Below are 19,421 nucleotides of genomic sequence, written 5' to 3'. Positions count from 1 at the left end.
GTTCATGCTCCTTGTCGGGTGGATTGCGGTGCGAGGCGACGGTGCAGCACCGCGACGTCGTCTACGACGATGTCGGGACGTTGGGGTTGCGGGAGGGTGTCGAGATCGGAAAGGCTGGTGGCGCCGGAGAGCACGAGGATGCCGGTGCCGCCCATGTGGCGCGCAAGCTGGATCTCCACGAGCGCGTCTCCGACCACGGCCGCGGCGCTGCCGGGCACGGCGAGGCGTCGCAGCAGGCTCTCGGCCAGCACGGCGGACGGCTTGCCCGCCACGATGGGCTCTCGGCCCGTGGCGAAAGAGACGCTCGCGGCGATCGCCGCAGACACGGCGAGAGACCGGCCACGGCCCCCGTAGAACCAGGGTGTTTCGACCGTCGTGTAGAACGTGGCACCGTCCGCGACCGCGAGCGCCGCGGCATTGAGCGTCGCCGCGTCGTAACTCGCGGCGGCGCCGACCACCACGACATCCGCGAGAGGGCTGCTCGACTCCACCAGCTCGAGTCCGTGCTCACGCATGGGCGCCGCCACACCCTCGGCTCCGACGACCAGGACGCGTGCGCCGGGGTGGTGCGCCAAGACGTGATCCGCGGCGGCGCTGCCGGCCGTGACGAACGCGTCATCCCGCACCGGCAGGCCGATCTCTCGAAGGTGCTCGGCGTAGACCGCCGGCGGGCGCTCAGAGGCGTTGGTGCAGACGATCACCTCGTGTCCGGCATCGTGGAGCTGGTCCAGGATCTCGCGGGCGCCGGGGAACAGCTGCCCGCCGTGTCCACCCGCGGACGCGGTACGGATCAGGCACCCGTCCACGTCGAACACCCATCCGCGGATGTCTGAGAGATCAGCGTTCACGAGGCTCCTCCCGGACGGGTCAACTCGAACGTCACGTCCCGGTTGGAGAAAGCGACGCTGACCTTCGGCCGATCCTCGACCGCCTTCAGCAGAGACCTCAGCGTGGATGCCGCGGACGCACCCCGCGCGGCCTGCATGGCGTCCACGTGCTCAGCCGGCATGACGGCGCGGAGCAGAAGCTCCTCGTCATCGACGCCCCCGAACCGCTTGCGCATCTGCTCGAGCGTCTCGTCGCTCGTTCCGTCGGACGGCGGCAGCTTGCCGCGGGGCGTACTCATCGCGCGATCGAGAAGGTCCTGGTCGACCTCGCCGGGCAGAGGCCCGAAGTCACCGCGAAGCAGATCCACGACCTCATCGCTGAGCTGCTTGTAGCGCTCCCCGGTGATCACGTTCAAGGTCGCCTGCGTGACGATGTACTGCGCGAAGGGCGTCATCACGATCGGCCAGCCGAGGTCGCGGCGCACCACGACGGACTCCTCGATGACTGAGTCGAACAGCTCGGGACGACCCATCTCGCGCAGTTGCCGCGCGAGCGTGGACTGCACCCCGCCGGGGATGGTGTGTCGGTAGTAGTCCTCGTCGTACTCCCGGGGGACACCCGCGGGCAGGCGCTTGATCTTCGCCTGACGCGTCCAGTACGCCGACGCGCGCTCCATCGCCTCGACGTCCACATCCACACGGTGGCCGCGGGCACGGAGATTGCGCACCATCGTCAGGCCGGACGGATGCGAGGATCCGTTCGCGAGCGGGGGGAGAGCCGTGTGCAGCTTGGTCATCCCGAGGTCAGCAGCTTCGAGGAGCGTCAGCGGCGCGACGCCGGTGGTGGCGTGGCTGTGGATCTCGTCGAGGCGCAACCGCGTGAGGCGACCCTGCAGCATCGGGACCATGGAGCGCAGCCGTTCCGGGGTCATGAGGCCCGCGGGGTCCTTGAGGTAGACGCTGTCGATCGCGCTGCAGTCCTCGAGCTCGGCGATGCGGTCGGCGTAGTAGCCGTCCGTATGCACGGGGCTCGTGGTGTAGCAGATGCCTCCGACGACTTCGGAGATTCCGGCATCCTTCGCCATCCGCGCGATCCGGCCGGCGCCGACCATGTCGTGCATGGGATCGATGACCCACAGACGGCTGACGCCGTTGCGGGCGAGCAGTCTGAAGGCGAGTTCGAACAGCACGTTGGGGGTGCGGGAGAAGGTGATGAAGCGCTTGCCGGTGGTCAAGAAGCCAAGGGGCGTGTTCGGCATCAGCCGCTTGGCCGTGCGCAGCATCTCCCAGGGGTCCTGTTTGTGGGTGCGCACCGACATCGCCAGGAGGGTGCTGCTGGCTGCTTCGATGGCCCGGTAGCCGACCTGATCGAGGTCGGGTGCGGCGCCCGCGATCATGCGAGTCGTCATGCCGACCGCACCCCAGAGGCTCTGGTTGCCGTCGCGAATCGACACGTCGACGAGTTGCACGTCGGTCACGATGCGCCTCCTGTCAGGATGCTGTCGCCGAGCCAGTGCGTGGTCACGCTGTTCTCGCGGAACGCCGGCTCGGCGACGATGCGTCGCACCAGCGGTCGGGAGGTCACCACACCGTCGATGAGGAAGTCGTCGAGGGCGCGGAGCATGCGGTCGATCGCAGCCGCCCGGTCGGCGCCCCACGTGATGAGTTTTCCCATGAGGGCGTCGTAGTACGGCGGGAACAGGTAACCCTGGTAGATGTGCGAGTCGAGGCGGATGCCCCCGCCGGCCGGCGGTCGCCACGTGGTGACACGACCGGGCGTGGGTGCGAGGCCGCGGTCCGGGTCCTGCGCAGTGATGCGGACCTCGATCGCGTGGCCTTCGATGGCGACATCGTCCTGCGTGATCTCGATGGGCTCGCCGAGCGCCGCGAGCAGCTGCTGGCGCACGAGGTCGACGCCGGTCACCTGCTCGGTCACGGGATGCTCGACCTGCAGTCGTGGGTTCACTTCGAGGAAGGCGACTTCTCCGCCGCGGGTGTCGTAGAGGAACTCGACGGTGCCGAGGCCGACGTACTCGAGCTCGGCGGCGATCTTCAGCGCGCTCGAGGTCATCACCTCACGAGTGGCGTCGTCGATCGACGTGGAGGGCGACTCCTCGACGACCTTCTGGTAGCGGTACTGCACGGAGCACTCCCGCTCGCCGAGGTGGATGCGGTTGCCGTGGCGATCACCGAGGATCTGCACTTCGATGTGCTTGGCATCTGTCACGTAGCGCTCGAGGAACACGGTCCCGTCGCCGAATGCGGCGGCCGCCTCACTGGATGCAACACTCCACGCGTCTGCGAGGTCGGCGGCGCTGCGCACGAGCTTCATACCGCGCCCGCCGCCGCCGTACGCGGCCTTCACGAGCACCGGGAACCCGATCTCCTCGGCCAGGCGCGAAACCTCATCCCAGTTTTCGGCGGTACCGCCGGCCGAGACGGGAACCCCGAGCTTCTCAGCGAGCGCGCGCGCGCTGAGCTTGTCGCCCAGGGCATCGAGCGCCTCAGGGGACGGCCCGACGAACACGACGCCGTTCTCTGCGCAGCCGCGCGCGAGATCGCTGCGCTCCGACAGGAAACCGTAGCCGGGGTGCAGGGCCGTGCATCCGGTCTCGATGGCCGCGTGCAGCACAGCGGGCACTGACAGGTAGCTGTCGCGGGACTGGGGACCCCCGAGGACCACGACACGACCCGCGCGCCGGGCAGCGAGCGAGGTGCGATCGGCGAGCGAGACGCCGAGCACGGTCTCGTAGCCGAGGCGGTCGCATGCCTCGATGATGCGCAGGGCGATCTCGCCGCGATTGGCGACGAAGACGCGCTGGGTCACGACGCCCTCCGAAGGACGAACAACGGCTGGTCGTACTCCACCAGAGCGCCGTCGCGCACGAGGACGCGTTGAATGACACCCGCCTCTCCCGCAGGGACCGAGTTCATGAGCTTCATGACCTCGATGATGCAGAGCACGGCGTCGGCGCCGACAAGCTGGCCCTCGTGCACGAATGCGGCATCTCCTGGCTTGGGGGCGCCGTAGAAGGTGCCGAGCATCGGAGATCGAACAATGAACTCGTCGGCGGCGACGTCCTCTGCCGAGCCTGAGGCAACGGGAGCCTCCTCGGAGTGTGCCCGGGCAGACGGTGTCGCCGGACCGGTTGCCGGGGAAGCCGCCGACGCGGGCGCCGCGCCGTCAGCGGGGCTCGTGGCCAACGGCTCACCACGGCTGACTGCGATCCGCAGCTCGCCCTTCTCGAACCGGAATTGAGTGAACTCGGTCTTGTCGAGCAGCTCGATGATCGCGGCCAATTCTTCGAGGTCGACCTCCACGTGACGACTCCTCACATCTTTGTGGGTTGGACGGTGCCGAGGCGGCGACCGATCGTGACGAGAGTATGTCGTCATTCCTGACCACGCAATGGAGTTGCTAGGGCATTCCGTTCTACGGAATGAAGGTGGAAGCCGCAGCGTCTTGACATTTTCGTTGGAGTACTGACTATAGTGGCGGCAGTGACTTGCGATCGAAGGAGATCACGTGCAGTTCTACCGAGCCGGCTATCGCCCGGGAGACCCCGACATCCACCCCGCGGCGCCTGACGCGCACTCCGCGGAGATCCCCGAGGACATCGACGTGCTCATCGTCGGCACAGGACCTGCCGGGTGCGTGCTTGCCGCGCAGCTCGCCGCGTTCCCCGGCATTCGCACGCGGATCATCGAGCGTCGCGATTCCCCTCTGCAGGTCGGGCAGGCCGACGGCGTCGCATGCCGCACGGTCGAGATGTTCGAGGCATTCGGGCTGGCCGACGCGCTCCTGCGCGAGGCGTACTGGGTGAACGAAGTCCGGTTCTGGGGACCGTCCGCGACCGATCGATCCCGTATCGAGCGCACGGGCTGGGTGGAGGACACCCCAGCAGGCCTGAGCGAGTTCCCGCACGTCATCGTGAATCAAGCGCGAATGCAGCAGTTCCTGCTGGATCACGCGGCCCGGTCGGCAAGCCGGCTGGTCCCGGATTACGGAGTCGAGTTCGTCTCGCTCGACGTCGAGTCGGCGGATTCGCCTGTCACCGTGACTCTGCGCGACGCGTCAGGCGAGCTGTCGACGGTGCGCGCCCGCTACGTCGTGGGATGCGACGGCGCGCGGAGTTCGGTGCGGCGTGCAATCGGGCGAGAGCTGAATGGGGACGCCGCGAATCACGCGTGGGGTGTGATCGATGTTCTGGCCGTCACCGACTTCCCGGACTGGCGCACCAAGAATGTCGTGCAGTCCGCCGGAAAGGGCAGCCTGCTCATGATTCCCCGCGAAGGCGGCAATATGGTGCGGTGTTACGTAGACCTGGGTGAGACCACGGGCGACAGAAGTGTTCGTGACACCACCTCGGAGCAGATCACAGCCGTGGCCAACAGGATCCTCCACCCGTACTCGATCGATGTGCGCTCCATCGCGTGGTTCTCGGTCTACGAAGTCGGCCAGCGACTGGCCGATGCCTTCGACGATCTGCCGACGGGCGACGATGATGGCGTGCCGCGCGTGTTCATCGCGGGCGACGCATGCCACACCCACTCTGCGAAAGCCGGCTTGGGGATGAACGTGTCGATGCAGGATGCGTTCAACTTGGGCTGGAAGCTCGCCGCCGTGCTCGAGGGCCGGTCGGAGGCCTCGCTCCTCCGGTCCTACTCGCAGGAGCGGCAGGCAGTGGCCAAGGAGCTCATCGACTTCGACCGCTTCTGGTCGTCCTTCATCGCTCAGCCGATCGTCGATCCCGACAATCCGACGCAGGGCGGGGTCACCTCGGAGGAGATGCAGTCGCAGTTCGCACGCCAAGGCCAGTACACCGCGGGAGTCGCCACGCGCTATCTCCCGTCCGTGCTGACCGGTCATGCCGATTATCAAGCAGTGGCGACAGGGTTTCCCGTCGGCGCGCGCTTCCATTCCGCGCCGGTCACACGGGTGTCCGACGCCAGGCGCATGCATCTCGGCCACGCATTCCGCGCGGACGGCCGCTGGCGCATCTTCGCCTTCGGGGACCGCGATGACTCGGACCTTCGAGCGTTCACGACCTGGCTCAAAGCGGCCCCGGAATCGCCCGTGCGGCGATTCACGCCGCCCGGCGCGAGCATCGACAGTGTCATAGACGTTCACGCTGTGTTCCAGCGAGACCATCACGACCCCGCCTTCGCGGACATTCCCGACATTCTGCGACCGCATTCGGGCCCGCTCGGCCTGCAGGACTGGGAGAAGGTCTGGGCCGTGGACCCGGGCGAGGACATCTACGAGACACGGGGCATCAGCCGTGACGGAGCGATCGTCGTCGTGCGCCCGGATCAATATGTCGCTCACGTCCTCCCATTGTCGGCACGTGCCGAACTCTCCGACTTTTTCGCTGGAGTGCTCGTGGAGCGGGCGGCGATCGCGCTGGCAGGATGAGGAGGTGCCGACACCGCCCTCTCCTGTCCGCGACCTCGACTCCGAGCCGCAGCGCTACGTCGGATATCTGATTCGTCGCGCCCAACAGCGGCACGTCGCGCTGTGGTCGACGCTGGTCTCCACCGAGACCTCGAGCGTTCAGTACTCGATCCTCGCCGTCCTCGACCGACTCACCGAGGCCAGTCAGAAGGAACTGTGCGACGAAGTCGACCTCGATCGCTCCACGGTCGCCGACCTCGTCGCGCGGATGGAACGACGCGGCTTGATCGAGCGGCGCCGGGACTCCAGAGACTCGCGGCGCAACGTTGTCAGCCTGAGCGCTTCCGGTGTCGCCGAGCATGCCCGCCTCGAGCCGCTCGTGGAGAGTGTGCAGATCGAACTCACGCGAAACCTCACCGACGAGGATCGCGACGGTCTGGTTCGCATCCTCCGCCTCATGCTCCGCTAGCGCTCGAGGACGACGGCGAGCCCCTGGCCGACGCCGATGCACAGTGCGGCGACAGCCACGCCCCCTCAGCAGCGGCGGCGGCGCTCGTGAGCACGTGACTCGACCTCGAGCCGATCGTCCATCCCGCATGTAGTAGCCCACTCGGGAATCTCGAGTGCGTCAGCGATCTCCTTGCGCCCGTCGTTCGGATGCGCGCGCGGGTGGCCGATGATGCAGGCCTTGAACATCCTGCCGAGTGGGTTGAGGGGATCCTCCGCGGCATCAAGCGTCTGAGGGTCGGATCGTCTCCGGCGCGGTCCCTGGACCGATTCCGCTCAGAATGGCGCACGCAGGAATGTCCGATTCCCGCCAGAAACAGAAAAGCGTTCCCGCTCCCGTTCAACGGGAAGCGAAAACACTATCTGATCAGGCATTTATGGCGGTGACGGTGGGATTTGAACCCCAAAGAGTCCCGCTCGGACCCATTCCAGTTCGATCAGAAGGCCGCGGATTCATGCGGTTCCAAGCGTGTTGCGGTCGGTGTTCGACCCCTTTCGGTCGGTCTCGTTCGTGTTGAGATGTGGGCACCGTGTGGGCACGGACCCGGGGCGTGCGGATGTCCTGATAGTGTGATGTATCAGGACATGCCTGACGATTCTGCATCAGGACATCTCTGACGGTTGATGTATCAGGACATCGCTGACGTTAGAGGGTCTTGCGGGGCCCGGGTCGACGGCCGTTGCTGACGTATTTGGTGCCGGGTTTGGGCCAGGGGTGCTCGATGATCAGCGTGCCGCGGAGGTCGAAGACCATCACGGTCTTGCCTGCGTCCATCACGCAGACTCTCTGCTCGGCGAAGGCGCGACCGATTCCGAATCGGATGCCGCGGAACTCGACCGCGCCGGTGTTGCCGACCAGCTTCACCCGGATCTCCTCCGAGGGCCCAGGCGTCGGTGCTCGCGGAGCGACAGGGCGGGGCGGTTCAGTCCTCGAGGTGGCATCCCAGGCGGTCCGCGGCGTGACCCGACCCGGAAGGCCTTGATGAGGACGCTGGGTGTTGTAGATGAGGTCGAAGTCGTCGACCTGGGTTTGCAGCAGTTCGAGGGTGGCCGCGAGGGGCTGCTTGTCGAGGAATCGGAACAGGGTCTGGTGGAACCGCTCGTTCTTGCCTTGCGTGGTCGGTTTGTAGGGCTTCCCCGTGATCGGTTCGACGCCGAGAGAGCGCAGGTAGGCGACCAACTGCCCGAGCACTCCTCGTCGGGACGGGTTCAGGGCAGCGCCGTTGTCGGAGAGCAGTCGCTGCGGAACGCCATGAGCGGCGATGCCCTTCTTCACCACGACGATCGCGGCTTCGGACGTTTCGCCCCAGGCGACGTGGGAGGCGATGGCGAGGCGGGAGTGGTCGTCGATGAGTTGGAAGATCACGCATTTGCGGCCGCCGGTGAGGACGTATTCGGTCGCGTCGAGCTGCCAGCACGCGTTCGGTGCGGGATAGACGAACCGGCGATAGGACGAGCGTGGCTTCTTTTTCGGCTCGGTCTTCGCGACACCCGCGTCGCGGAAGATGCGAGACAGCGACGCCGTCGATGGCACCGGCTCCATTCCGAGCGTGCGCATCTTCTCGTGAACACTGATCGGGCCATGGTCGAGCCCGGACTGTTCCAACGCGGCCCGCACCGCAATCGCCTGCGCGGCGATGTCGTCGGCGAGCTTCCGCGGGCTGTGCTTCGGGCGCCTCGACCGTGGCTCCAACGCAGCGGCCGGCCCCTCCGAGGCGGCACGTCTTCGGATCACGTAGAACGTTTCCCGCGAGATCCCGTGCTCGAAACAGAACGTCGTCACCGATCCGCGCGGAGCGTCAGGTGGCCACTGCGTGATCGCGAGGCGGACACGGGGATCAACAGGCTCAACACGGCTCATCCACCACACATAGAGCGAGAAGTGTCAGGACCACATCACCCAGAAGCGTCAGAGATCTATTGATGCGCCACCGTCAGGGATGTCCTGATAGATCACAGCGGATGTCCTGATAGATCACAGCGGATGGCCTGCACGGGGACATGCGCGAAGACAACGAGCGTCCAGGACCGCAATCTAGCGGAGAGAGCCGTGTGTGCACTAGTCGGGCAATCCGGGCTTGATGGGCGCCGTCGTCCGCCACTCAAGACCCGGATACACCTGTCACCGCACGACGACGGTTGCGGTCGCTAGCCGGTTGAGAACCTGCTGGCTGGTGGATCCGAGGATGAACCGGGCGATCGGTCCACGGCCGTGGGAGCCGATGACCGCGAGCCGCGCGGTCATCGCGAGCCGGTTGATCACCGCATCCGGGCTGTAGCTGCTCTCGACGACACTGCGGACGACCAGATCGGGGTAGAGCTGCGCGAGGCCGGCAAGCGATATCGCCAGCGACTCCTCCGTGAGGATCTGCATGTTGCGCAGGTACTCATCGGGATACGTTCGCATCCCGAGCGGGATGGCGACGGTCGACCAGGTGCTCACCGCGATGAGCGGCTCACCGGAACGCTCCGCCTCCGCCGCCGCAAAGGCGATCGCAGCTTCCGATACCGCCGACCCATCCGCTCCGACGACCACGCCCTCGCGCGCCGCCATATCGAGGTCGGGTACGACGACGACCGGGCAGTGCGCGCCCGCGGTGATGCGGATCCCGTGCGGCCCGCGAGCAGGACCCGACTCGGGGCCCCGGTAATCACTACCGATGACCAGAAGGGCTGCTCCCGTCGAGGCCTCGATGAGCTGTTCAACGGGATTGCCCCGACCCACGCGCGTCTCGACGGGCACTCCTCGTTCGCGAACGCGCTCGGCTTCTCGATCGAGCAGGTGCTGCGTGAGCTCGAGCGCCTCGTCGATCACTCGGCCTTCGCCGACGACCCCGACCGCGCCTCCGACGATGGAAACGAGTTCTACCGCATCGCCCCGACCGGCGGCTCGATCGGCGGCCCAGTCGACGGCCCTCCGCGACGCAGCCGCATCCGTCACACCGACAACTACTCTTTCGCGCACTTCGCACTCCTCTGCTCGAGGCGACGCTGTGGCGGTCGCCGCGCTGCTTCCACCTCCGACTATTCCCGATCACGGTGGGCACGCGCCAGGACATAGGTCCCGCTCCCTCCTCGTCGGGCACAGAGGGACCATGGGCCCTATCGGTATCGCTCGCGGTGGCGCACTGTGGGAGTACAGCGGCGAGCGATCTGTGTTGCTTCGCCGAGTTCTGAGAGACGACAGGTATTGGGCGTTATGACTGCAGTGAACTCCGCCGAATCTCTCCAGCCCGGCCTGCCGTCCGAGCGCCCGCCGGAAGACCTCACGCACCACCCGGGCGCCTCGTCGGGCTCACCGAGCAAGCCGCATGCGCACCACGCCACCGATGTCCTCGCGGGGCTCGACACGAGCCGCTCGGGGCTGCGGTCGAGCGACGTTGATCGGCGTCACGCGCACTTCGGTCCGAACAGCTTTCCTGAGCCAACGCGAACGCACCCCATCGTGCGCTTCCTCGCACAGTTCAACAACGCCATCATCTACGTGCTCCTCGCGGCGGCCGTCATCAAGCTCGCCTACAGCGACTACATCGACGCGTCCGTGATCCTCGCTGTCGCGATCATCAACGCCATCATCGGCTTCGTCCAGGAGGGGCAGGCAGAGAAGGCGCTGCTCGGCATCCGCCGCATGCTCTCGCCACAGGCGACGGTACGCCGGGACGGCGGGTGGCACGACGTCGAAGCCGCCACGCTCGTGCCGGGCGACATCATCAGGGTGAGCGCCGGCGACCGCTCACCCGCCGATGCGAGGCTCGTCGAAGCACGCGATGTGCGCGCAGACGAGGCGGCATTGACCGGCGAGGCGGTGCCCTCCGACAAGCACACGGATCCGGTCGTGCGCGATGCCCCCGTCGGCGACCGCGACAACATGCTGCACGCGGGGTCGGTCGTGGTCGGCGGGCGGGCCGTCGCGGTCGTGACTGCGACGGGCACGCGCACAGAACTGGGACGGATTCAGCAGCTGGTGCGCGACGTCGAGCAGACCGATACCCCACTCATCCGCTCGATCAACCAGCTCGGACGCCAGATCACGGCGATCGTGCTCGCGCTGATGGTCATCATGGTCGTGTTGGGGTTCGTCCTGCACGGCGACCCGTTTGACACCCTGATCTCTTCTGCGATCGCCTTCGCCGTGGCCGCCGTCCCCGAGGGGCTGCCCGCCGTCGTCACGATCACGCTGGCGCTCGGCGTGCGACAGATGGCCGCTCAGCGCGCGATCACGCGCCGACTCGCTGCCGTCGAAACCCTGGGGTCGGTCACCGTGATCTGCTCGGACAAGACGGGAACCCTGACGAAGAACGAGATGACCGTGCGGGCAGCGGCGACCCCGAATCGCCGCTACACGGTCACGGGCGAAGGCTACGACCCCGAGGGCACCGTGCTGGCGGAGGGCGCCACCGACGAGTCGGGCCCGGAACATCCGCACTCGGGCGATCTCACCGAGATGGCCACGATTCTCGCGCTCTGCAACGACGCTCGCCTCGACCACGCCGAGACGGGCGAGTGGCGGGTCGTCGGCGATCCCACCGAGGGCGCCCTGGTGAGCTTCGGGCGCAAGGCGAACGTCGAGTTGACGCCCTTCACGCGTGTCGACGAGATCCCCTTTGACGCCGACTTCAAGTACATGGCTACGCTCGACAGGTCGGCTACCGGCGAGCAGTTTGTCTCGGTCAAGGGTGCGCCCGACCGGGTGCTCGCGCTCTGCGCGTTTCAGCGGGCCACCGACGGAGGTCATGCTCCCCTCGATCCCGACGCGTGGCAAGCGCTCATCGATGACTACAGCGCCCGGGGCATGCGCGTCCTCGCTGCGGCGCGCCGCGACCTGCCGACGGATGCCGTGACCGTCGAGACCGGCGACCTTCGCGAGCTCGTCATGCTGGGCGTCGTCGCGATCGCCGACCCGCCTCGACCCGAGGCGACCGCAGCAATCGCCAAGTGCCAAGATGCCGGCATCCGCGTGAAGATGATCACGGGTGATCATGCGCTCACCGCCCACGCGATCGCGGCCGAGATGGGACTGACTGACGCCGATGCGAGCGTTCTGACGGGCGCGGACGTGGATGCCCTCGACGACGCCCAGCTGGAGGATGTCGTCACCGATGTCGACGTTTACACGCGCACAAGTCCCGAACACAAACTCCGCATCGTCGCGGCCCTCCAGGCGCGCGGCGGTGTCGTCGCGATGACCGGTGACGGTGTCAACGACGCCCCGGCGCTCACCCGCGCCGATGTCGGGGTCGCGATGGGCATGAAGGGAACAGAGGCGGCGAAGGATGCGTCGGATGTCGTGCTCGCCGACGACAACTTCGCCACGATCGAGCGGGCCGTCAGCGAGGGCCGCCGCGTGTACGACAACCTGCAGAAGTCGGTCGTCTTCATCCTGGCGACGACGCTCGGCCAGGCGCTCGTCGTCTACACCGCCGTCGTCGTCGGCTTTGCGGACCCTCTCCAGCCCACGCAGATCCTCTGGGTGAACCTCGTCACCGCCGTCACGCTGTCGCTCGCATTCGCCTACGAACCTGTCGAGCCGGGAACGATGACGCGCCGCCCACGACCGCCCGGCGAGTCGATCCTCTCGGGCAAGCTCTTCCTGCTGGCAGGCATAGGGGTCGTGGTGGCCGCGGCGACCACGACCGCATTCTTCGTCGAGCTCAACAGGAGCGGCGACCTGGAGATCGCGCGAACCGCGGCGGTAACCGTGCTGGTCGTCACCCAGATCGCGGTCCTGTTCAACGTCCGCCTGCTGCACGGCTCGAGCTTCACTCGCCGTGTCTTCACAGGGAATCGTGTGATCTGGATCTCGATCGCCGCGCTTGCCGTCCTGCAGACGGCCTACACCTACCTGCCTCCCCTCCATCTGTGGTTCGGCTCGGTGCCCCTCGGCTTCGTGCAGTGGGCGACCGCATTCGCCTACGGCCTCGCCGTCTTCCTGGTCATCGAGGCGATCAAAGCGATCGGTCGTCGTGCCGCGCCCGCCGGGTGGCGGCGCGCCGATCCGTCCGGTCGGGGAATCGGCGTAGTTCACGACTAACCGACACCCAGGGCACCCGCCTCGCACTCACCGGATCTTCGTCAGCATCGACCTGGAAGTGCTCGCCGCGAGCGTGCCGTCACGATACCGCCACAACGACCGTCGGCCCCGGGAGCACTTCGCTCAGCAGGTCATCCATCGTCACGATACCCAACAGGCGGTCGCCGTCCACCACGGTCGCGAGCTGCACACGTCCGTACCTCATCCGCGCGAGCGTGTCGTACGCCGACGCATCGGGAGTCGTGACGAGGGCGTCCCGAGCGATGTCGACAGCGGGTGTCGCGAGGTCGACCGCCAAGGTGTCACGAACGTGGGCCACCCGCGAACCGGCACCGGTTCCAACGAGAATGCGCAGATGCCCGGACGAGGCCGCGACCTCCTGGATGTCGGCCGCGGTCGCGGTCAGCGGCACGTAGGTCGGCACTCTGTCGGTGCGGACGATATCGCCGACGGTGAGTGTGCCGAGCGCGATCGCTCGCGCGATGGGTTCGGAGTACTGCAGATCCAGGGTGCCGGCCGCACGAGAGTGCGCAACGAGTTCGCGGATGGTGTCAGCATCCTGTCCGCCCGCGGCCGCCTTCTCGACGGGCTCGACACCGGACGCCTTGACGAGACGGTTGGCGATCTGGTTGATCCACAACAGGAACGGTCGCAGCGGCCACGTCAGCGCCCGAGCGGTGATGCCCGTCGCCTTCGCAGCGACCTCAGGGTGCGCGATCGCCCACGACTTTGGCGCCATCTCACCGATCACGAGGTGCAGGAAGGTCACGACGATGAGCGCGAGCATGAACGCGATCACTCCCGAGAGCAAGGAGGGCAGACCCCATTGCTCGAGCACCGGCGCGAGGGCGTAGTCGATCGCGGGTTTGGTGATGGCACCGAGCAAGAATGTGCAGGCGGTGATGCCGAGCTGGGCGAAGGCCAGCATGACCGTGAGCTCGTTCATCCCGCGCAGTGCCGCGCGGGCAGACGCACTGTGGTCGGCTTCCTGCTCGAGTCGGTGCCGCCTCGCGGCGAGCAGCGCGAATTCGACGATGACGAAGAACGCGCTCGCGAGGATCAGGGCGGTCGTGATGATCGTGACCATCCACCAGCTCATCGGGTCGCCTCCTCGTCGCGAACTTCGACCGGGGTGACGGCACGTTCGCCGTCCCCCTCCGCGGTGCCCTCCGCGATGTCGCGGTCGACTTCGCGAAGCCTCACGACAAGCCGCGAGGGCACATGGCGTTCGACTTCAATGACCTCTATATCGAGCCAACGCTCGATATGCAGGCCCTGGACTGTCTCGCCCGGTTTCTCCGGCAAGGTGATCCGAACCGTCCCACCCTCGGGGAGAAGATCGCCGTACTCGGTGATGATCAAGCCCGCGATAGTCTCGGCGTCGCCGCGCGGGAGGTCATGACCGATCAAGCGCTCGACCTCGTCGAGGTGCACGTCACCCGGCAGGGTCCAGTGATCGTCCCCCACGTTCACGACTTCGTGGACATCCATGTCGTGCTCATCCGAGATCTCGCCGATGACTTCCTCGGTCAGGTCTTCGATGGTGAGGATGCCGTCGAAGTTGCCGTACTCGTCTACGACGCAGGCCAGTTCGTTGCGGGTTTGGCGCATCCGCTGGAGTGCGACCGGCAGCTGCATCGTCGTGGGGATCACGACTGCGTCGCGCATGACCGTTGAGACGGGCGCGTCGTTGTTGTGCTTGTTGCGGAGAAGGTCGATGAGCTCGACGACGCCCACGGGGTCGTCTTCTTCGCCGATGACCGGATAGCGTGTGTGTCCGGTCGCCATGAGTGCCCGCACCGCGCCGATCGTGGTGTCGGGTGAGATCGAGTCGATGCGTGAGCGCGGAACCATGGCGTGCTCCACGTCGCGCTGTGGGAAGTCGAGGATGCGGTCGATGATCATCGACAGGTCATCCGGCAGGTCGCCACTTACGCGGGACTCTTCGATGATGGCCTCGAGGTCGCGCGCGGTGGCGCTTTCGTCGACATCTTCCAGTGGCTCGATCCGCAGCAGACGCAGCAGCGCGTTCGCCGCGACGTCGAAGACCGTGATCAGCCATCCGAACGTCAACAGATAGATCCGCGTCGGCATCGCGAGCGCGCGGGCCAGGGGCTCGGGGTTCGCGATGGCGAGGTTCTTCGGGTAGAGCTCACCGAAGATCATCGTCACGATCGTGGCGAGCAGCAGGGCGCCGATCGTGCCGACCAGGATCGATACCGCCGGGTCGATCCCGACACCGCCCAGCAGAGTGCCGAGGGATACACCGATCAGCGGTTCCGCGACGTAACCGATCAACAGGCCGGTGACGGTGATGCCGAGTTGCGCGCCCGAGAGCATGAAAGAGGTGCGCTTGGTGATCGCGAGCACGCGCTTCGCTTGCGCGTCGCCCTTCTCCGCGAGCGCCGCCATCCGCGAGCGGTCCACGGACATATAGGCGAACTCTTGCGCGACGAAGAAGCCGCACGCGACGATGATCGCCAAGGTCACGATGACGCCCACCAGCAGGGTCAGTGCTGCCTCGAGCATCGAATTTCACCCCCTCGAAGATTGAGGGGGCCGGGTGATCGACCCTCCTGGTCAGGGGAGGTACGACGGTGGCTCACGGGGTTTCTCTCTCGTGGGTCATTAGCAGATGAAACAACGATACGTGAGATCACACGCTCTCGATCGCAGCGCGGACCCTGCAACGGGTCAGTGCGCGTCTACGGCAGAACGGATTCGACGCCCGACGCCGATCGCCGGCACTCCGGCACCCACGACGATAAGGAGCAGCACGATCGCCGCGGCGGTCAGATTTGCCGCGCCCAACCAACCAGCGATCGGGTAAGTGATGAGGAAGCATGCGTGGGAGAGCGAGAACTGCGCGGTGTAGACGAGGTTGCGGTTCTGTTCCGTGGACGCAGCGAGCAGGAGCCGGGCTGAGGGCGTGTTGACGAGAGATGTTCCGGCGCCGAGGAACCCCCATACGACGAGCAGCACGCCCCAGACATCCGTTCCGCTCGTCGCGACGATCGTGCAGACCACGGCCGCGACTAACCCGAACGCGATCGTCGCTGCGCCGGCGGTCATGGTGCGGGTGACACCGATCCTGTCGACGATGCGCGGCGTGTTCAGGGCAACGAGCAACGACCCGATCCCGTAAGCGGCGTAGGTGAGTGCGAGGGCGCTGTCGTCGAGGGCAAACAGGCTCTTCACATACACAACGCTGTTGACCAGCACCAGCGCGGTCGCGCCCGCAACGACGACGTTCATCAGAAGGAGGAAGCGGAGACTCTGGGTGCGGGCGAATACCCGGACGCCCTCGCTCGTGCGCCGCCAGAACGACAACGTCGCGGTGCTCACGACACGAGGCGGAATCGCCGTGAGCGCAACAAGCACCGCCGAGATCGTGAAGCCCGCCACGGTCCCGACGAACAGATTGTTGTAACTGATGACGGTAAGCAGTGCCGCGGCGACGATCGGGCTGACGATCGCTTCGAGGTCATACGCGAGCCGCGAGAGGGACAGCGCCTTGGTGTAGTCGCGTTCATCGGTGAGGATGCTCGGGATCGTGGACTGGAAAGCCGGCGTGAAGGTCGCCGACGCCGACTGCAGAACGAAGATGATGACGTAGATCTGCCATGTCTCGGTCACGAACGGCAAACTCAACGCCATCGCAGCGCGCACCACATCAGCACCGATCAGAACAGCCTTACGTGGAAGACGGTCCACCGCGGCCGCCACGATCGGGGCAACGGTCACGTACGCGACCATCTTGATCGTGAGCGCTGTTCCGACCACCGCCCCAGCATCGGCCCCCGCCAGGTCGAAGGCGAGCAGCCCCAACGCCACCGTCAACATGCCCGTGCCCAGCAGTGCGATCACCTGCGCCGCAAAGAGGCGTCGATAGTCGCGGTTGCGGAGAACGGACGAGAGTCCCCCGCTCACCCCTGCTCGTCCTCGACCGACTGGGGATTGCCGCTTTCGTGGTGTGCAGGAGCGTCATCCACGGAGTGCTCGGCCTGCAGCAGTGCCTCCCGCACGACCCGGATGGCGTGCTCGTCGACGAGCGAGTAGTAGGCACGGTTGCCGTCTTGCCGGACCCGAACCAGCCGCGCCCACCGTAACTTCGCCAAATGCTGAGACACCGCGGGGCCCGACCGGTCGACGACCTCCGCGATGCGGTTCACCGACAACTCGCCGTCCCGCAACGCCAGAAGAATCCGCACCCGGGTCGCATCGGACAGCAGCCGGAACACCTCGACCGCGACGTCCACGTACTCACTATCCGCACTCAGCCGCTCAGCATTAGTATCTGCATGCATGCTTAGATACTAACCCTTCTTGTTCAGGCCAAGATCCCGGCCCCGATGAACGAGTTCTCAGCACACCCGGGTGGCACGGCGAAAACCGCAGACCCGATCGGGGTCGTCCACTGATTGAGGAGATCGAGCTCGTCCAAGCGCCGTTGAATCGGCACGAATTGGCTTGCGACATCCGCTTGGTAGCTGGCGAAGATCAACCCAGAGTTCGACACCTGCTCGCCTGCGGGTGTGTCGTCGTAGTTATACGAGCGGCGGAAGATCCGTTCGTTCGGGTTGTCCGATCGGGCTCGACGCATGTGGGAGAACTCGGGAATGACGGGGAAGCCGATCGCGGTGACCGCTTCGAAATTGGGCTCGTCGTGCTCTCGGGAGCCGGTCAGTGGCGCGCCATTGGATAGTCGGCGTCCGACCGATTGCTCACGCCCGGGTCTGTCCAGTTCGTCCCAGGTGTCGAGGTTCATCGCTATGCGCCGCACAACGAGCCCTGTTCCGGCGGCGAGCCAGCGTTCGTTCGACCACACCACGGCCTCGAAGTCGGTCGTCCCAGGCTCGGGGTTGACCGTCTCGTCAACTTGTCCGAAGAGGTTCCGCATCGCGGTGCCCTCTGTGGCCGTGCCGTACGCGCGCCGAAACCCTGACTGGCTCCACCGCACCGTCGTAAATGCCCGCGCATCCTTCAACAGCATGCGCGACGCGTGGGCCACGCTGATCGGCTCGTCCGCGGCAACCTGGATGAGGAGGTCGCCGTGCGAATACCGATCTTCAAGACGGTCGATCGAGAATGCCGGCAACGGTCCGAGCCAGCCGGGAGCGGCGACCGAGGCACGCCGCACGAACTCCGGTCCGAACCCGAACGTCACGGTCAACCGTGCCGGAGTAAGGGCGAGCTCCGGCTCCGTATCGGCAAGGGCGGGCTGGCCCTGCGTGAGACGTGCGGCATCGTCGGTGAGGAGCTGCATGAGTGCCCGAAGGCGTCCACGATCCACCTCCGGACGGAGATCTAACGCCAGGAAGGTGCTGTGCGCTTGCGCGGGTGTGTCGATTCCCGCCTGATGCGCCCCGTAGAACGGCACGGTCCGGCTGCCGTTCATGACCGGCACTTCAACCGGCACCGATTCGCCCGAGTCGCGGTTGTTCGTGATGGCGTAGGTGCCGCCGATGGTGGCCGCGGCCCCGAGGCCGGCGACAGCCCCTCCAAGGAGGAACTGTCGCCGGCTGTTCGAGGCAGGGCGGCCGGAATCAGTTTTCCGGTCGGAAGCCATCGTTACTCGTCGCCGCCCATGTCCATGTCGCCCATGTCGTCGCCCACGTACTCCTCGTTCGCTCCGGAGTAGTCCTTCACGACCGCCGTGAAGTCCAGCGACGATCCGTCAGCAAACTCCAACACGAACGGAACTTCGTCACCCGCGACGAGAGCGCCGGTCAGGTCCATCATCATCAGGTGGTTCGCGGCAGGCTCCAGCGGGAAGGACTCGCCTGCGGGAAGCGTGAAGCCGCCTTCGATCTGCCTCATCACCATCGCGCCGGCATCATCCACGACGGTTTCGTGCAACTCTGCCGAAGCGGCGACGTCCGTAGACACAGAGGTCACCGTCACATCGTCGGTGCCACTGTTGCGGAGCATCCCGAAGCCGGCGGTCATCCCGGAGTCCGCCGACTTGACCCAGGCGTCTTCGATCGTGACGACGCTCGACGCGGTGGCGGGGACGTTCGATACCTCGGGTTCTGTGGACGAGCATCCGACGAGAGTGGCAGCGAGAGCAGCGGTCAGGACTGCGAGGAGCGTGCGGTTACGAGTGTTCATGAATCGTGCCTTTCAAAGTTGTCCGACGACTCCATGGGCCGTCGAGTTTCGTCGTCGGACCGGGCGCGCCGACGACGATTGAGGAAAGAAAAAAGTACGAAGAGGAGGACTGCACCAGCCGCGCCCCCGATACCAAGAAGGGCCAGCTGCCACAGCTCGGGCGCCTGATCCCGGTCCGCGGTAGCTTCCACCTCGGCATCGGCATCGGCATCGGCCTGGAAGCTGACCTCGGGGCTGGGAGTCGCCGATACGTATGGCTCTCCATCCCCGACAGTGAATGGAATGACCGAACTGATCGGGTGACCGTCGCCGGACACCACCCGCCACCGCACTTGATAGCCGGCGTCCGGCATGTCGGGCGCGAGAGGAGCGGTCAGGGTAGTTCCAGTGATCGTCAGGTCCCCAGACACCCAGTCCTTTCCGCTTTCATCCACGACCAGCACGTCAGCGCCCATCGTCAGGATGTCGGCGTTGAAAACAAGCCGATCTGCTGGGGCGCTGTTTCAAGTTGCTCGTCCTCGCTAGGAGAGCTCGACCCCAAGCTCTCATG

At 66.2% G+C, this 19,421-nt stretch carries 15 protein-coding genes and 1 pseudogene; 3 read left to right on the top strand and 13 right to left on the bottom strand.

The window, feature by feature from the left end:
- Positions 1-2: 2 nt before the first annotated feature.
- Genes ACXZ1E_RS10470 through accB form a run of 4 tightly spaced genes read right to left on the bottom strand, consistent with a single transcriptional unit; the run spans position 3 to position 4,148 of the window.
- Positions 3-848: an HAD-IIA family hydrolase gene (locus ACXZ1E_RS10470; protein WP_458040453.1), complete on the bottom strand. Its 846-nt coding sequence runs from the start codon at positions 846-848 to the stop codon at positions 3-5.
- The gene (locus ACXZ1E_RS10465; RefSeq protein WP_458040452.1) at positions 845-2,305 is read right to left on the bottom strand and encodes a pyruvate/oxaloacetate carboxyltransferase; all 1,461 of its coding nucleotides are present in this window, start codon (positions 2,303-2,305) and stop codon (positions 845-847) included. Before ACXZ1E_RS10465 ends, ACXZ1E_RS10470 begins: the two co-directional genes overlap by 4 nt.
- Complete coding sequence (locus ACXZ1E_RS10460; protein WP_458040451.1) at positions 2,302-3,654, bottom strand: acetyl-CoA carboxylase biotin carboxylase subunit; 1,353 nt, start codon at positions 3,652-3,654, stop codon at positions 2,302-2,304. The genes ACXZ1E_RS10465 and ACXZ1E_RS10460 overlap by 4 nt, the downstream gene beginning before the upstream one ends.
- Entirely contained in the window at positions 3,651-4,148 is a 498-nt protein-coding gene (gene accB, locus ACXZ1E_RS10455; protein ID WP_458040450.1) for an acetyl-CoA carboxylase biotin carboxyl carrier protein, read from the bottom strand. The genes ACXZ1E_RS10460 and accB overlap by 4 nt, the downstream gene beginning before the upstream one ends.
- A gap of 205 nt (positions 4,149-4,353) precedes the next feature.
- Between accB and ACXZ1E_RS10450 the strand changes: the two genes are divergently transcribed.
- Both ACXZ1E_RS10450 and ACXZ1E_RS10445 read left to right on the top strand, forming a co-directional pair.
- Positions 4,354-6,243 (top strand): FAD-dependent monooxygenase, encoded by a 1,890-nt coding sequence (locus tag ACXZ1E_RS10450; RefSeq protein WP_458040449.1) that lies wholly within the window; start codon positions 4,354-4,356, stop codon positions 6,241-6,243.
- Between the two features lie 4 nt (positions 6,244-6,247).
- Complete coding sequence (locus ACXZ1E_RS10445; RefSeq protein WP_458040448.1) at positions 6,248-6,691, top strand: MarR family winged helix-turn-helix transcriptional regulator; 444 nt, start codon at positions 6,248-6,250, stop codon at positions 6,689-6,691.
- A 684-nt stretch (positions 6,692-7,375) separates the two neighbouring features.
- Here ACXZ1E_RS10445 and ACXZ1E_RS10440 read toward each other — a convergent pair.
- Together ACXZ1E_RS10440 and ACXZ1E_RS10435 are read right to left on the bottom strand one after the other, a co-directional pair.
- Entirely contained in the window at positions 7,376-8,590 is a 1,215-nt protein-coding gene (locus ACXZ1E_RS10440) for a DDE-type integrase/transposase/recombinase (protein WP_458040447.1), read from the bottom strand.
- Between the two features lie 261 nt (positions 8,591-8,851).
- Entirely contained in the window at positions 8,852-9,694 is an 843-nt protein-coding gene (locus ACXZ1E_RS10435; protein ID WP_458040446.1) for a universal stress protein, read from the bottom strand.
- A 234-nt stretch (positions 9,695-9,928) separates the two neighbouring features.
- Between ACXZ1E_RS10435 and ACXZ1E_RS10430 the strand changes: the two genes are divergently transcribed.
- A complete protein-coding gene (locus tag ACXZ1E_RS10430; RefSeq protein ID WP_458040445.1) occupies positions 9,929-12,760 on the top strand; it encodes a cation-translocating P-type ATPase in 2,832 nt (943 codons plus the stop codon).
- 79 nt (positions 12,761-12,839) lie between these two features.
- On the opposite strand, the gene ACXZ1E_RS10425 is transcribed toward ACXZ1E_RS10430, so the two are convergent.
- The 7 genes and pseudogenes from ACXZ1E_RS10425 to ACXZ1E_RS10395 form a co-directional block, all read right to left on the bottom strand.
- Positions 12,840-13,859 carry a CNNM domain-containing protein gene (locus tag ACXZ1E_RS10425; RefSeq protein WP_458040444.1) on the bottom strand — a complete coding sequence of 340 codons (1,020 nt, stop codon included), beginning with the start codon at positions 13,857-13,859 and terminating at the stop codon, positions 12,840-12,842.
- A complete protein-coding gene (locus ACXZ1E_RS10420) occupies positions 13,856-15,289 on the bottom strand; it encodes a hemolysin family protein (RefSeq protein WP_458040443.1) in 1,434 nt (477 codons plus the stop codon). Before ACXZ1E_RS10420 ends, ACXZ1E_RS10425 begins: the two co-directional genes overlap by 4 nt.
- A 165-nt stretch (positions 15,290-15,454) precedes the next feature.
- Positions 15,455-16,690, bottom strand: coding sequence for an MFS transporter (locus ACXZ1E_RS10415; RefSeq protein WP_458040442.1), 1,236 nt, complete (start codon positions 16,688-16,690; stop codon positions 15,455-15,457).
- Positions 16,687-17,067: an ArsR/SmtB family transcription factor gene (locus tag ACXZ1E_RS10410; protein WP_458040441.1), complete on the bottom strand. Its 381-nt coding sequence runs from the start codon at positions 17,065-17,067 to the stop codon at positions 16,687-16,689. Before ACXZ1E_RS10410 ends, ACXZ1E_RS10415 begins: the two co-directional genes overlap by 4 nt.
- A 23-nt stretch (positions 17,068-17,090) precedes the next feature.
- Positions 17,091-18,329, bottom strand: coding sequence for a Dyp-type peroxidase (locus ACXZ1E_RS10405; protein ID WP_458040440.1), 1,239 nt, complete (start codon positions 18,327-18,329; stop codon positions 17,091-17,093).
- Between the two features lie 2 nt (positions 18,330-18,331).
- Positions 18,332-18,871, bottom strand: coding sequence for a copper chaperone PCu(A)C (locus ACXZ1E_RS10400; protein WP_458040439.1), 540 nt, complete (start codon positions 18,869-18,871; stop codon positions 18,332-18,334).
- Positions 18,868-19,344, bottom strand: a pseudogene (locus ACXZ1E_RS10395) (copper resistance CopC family protein); the annotation flags it as partial. The pseudogene ACXZ1E_RS10395 and the gene ACXZ1E_RS10400, both read right to left, overlap by 4 nt.
- Positions 19,345-19,421 lie beyond the last annotated feature (77 nt).

This window comes from Pacificispira sp. HM-600, from assembly GCF_977993705.1.
This window is presented reverse-complemented; position numbering and strand designations above follow the sequence as displayed.

Coding starts and splice junctions, on each gene's coding strand:
- ACXZ1E_RS10400 (WP_458040439.1), bottom strand. CDS start 18,871: ATGAACACTCGTAACCGCACGCTCCTCGCAGTCCTGACCGCTGCTCTC.
- ACXZ1E_RS10405 (WP_458040440.1), bottom strand. CDS start 18,329: ATGGCTTCCGACCGGAAAACTGATTCCGGCCGCCCTGCCTCGAACAGC.
- ACXZ1E_RS10410 (WP_458040441.1), bottom strand. CDS start 17,067: ATGCATGCAGATACTAATGCTGAGCGGCTGAGTGCGGATAGTGAGTAC.
- ACXZ1E_RS10440 (WP_458040447.1), bottom strand. CDS start 8,590: ATGAGCCGTGTTGAGCCTGTTGATCCCCGTGTCCGCCTCGCGATCACG.
- ACXZ1E_RS10430 (WP_458040445.1), top strand. CDS start 9,929: ATGACTGCAGTGAACTCCGCCGAATCTCTCCAGCCCGGCCTGCCGTCC.
- ACXZ1E_RS10425 (WP_458040444.1), bottom strand. CDS start 13,859: ATGAGCTGGTGGATGGTCACGATCATCACGACCGCCCTGATCCTCGCG.
- ACXZ1E_RS10420 (WP_458040443.1), bottom strand. CDS start 15,289: ATGCTCGAGGCAGCACTGACCCTGCTGGTGGGCGTCATCGTGACCTTG.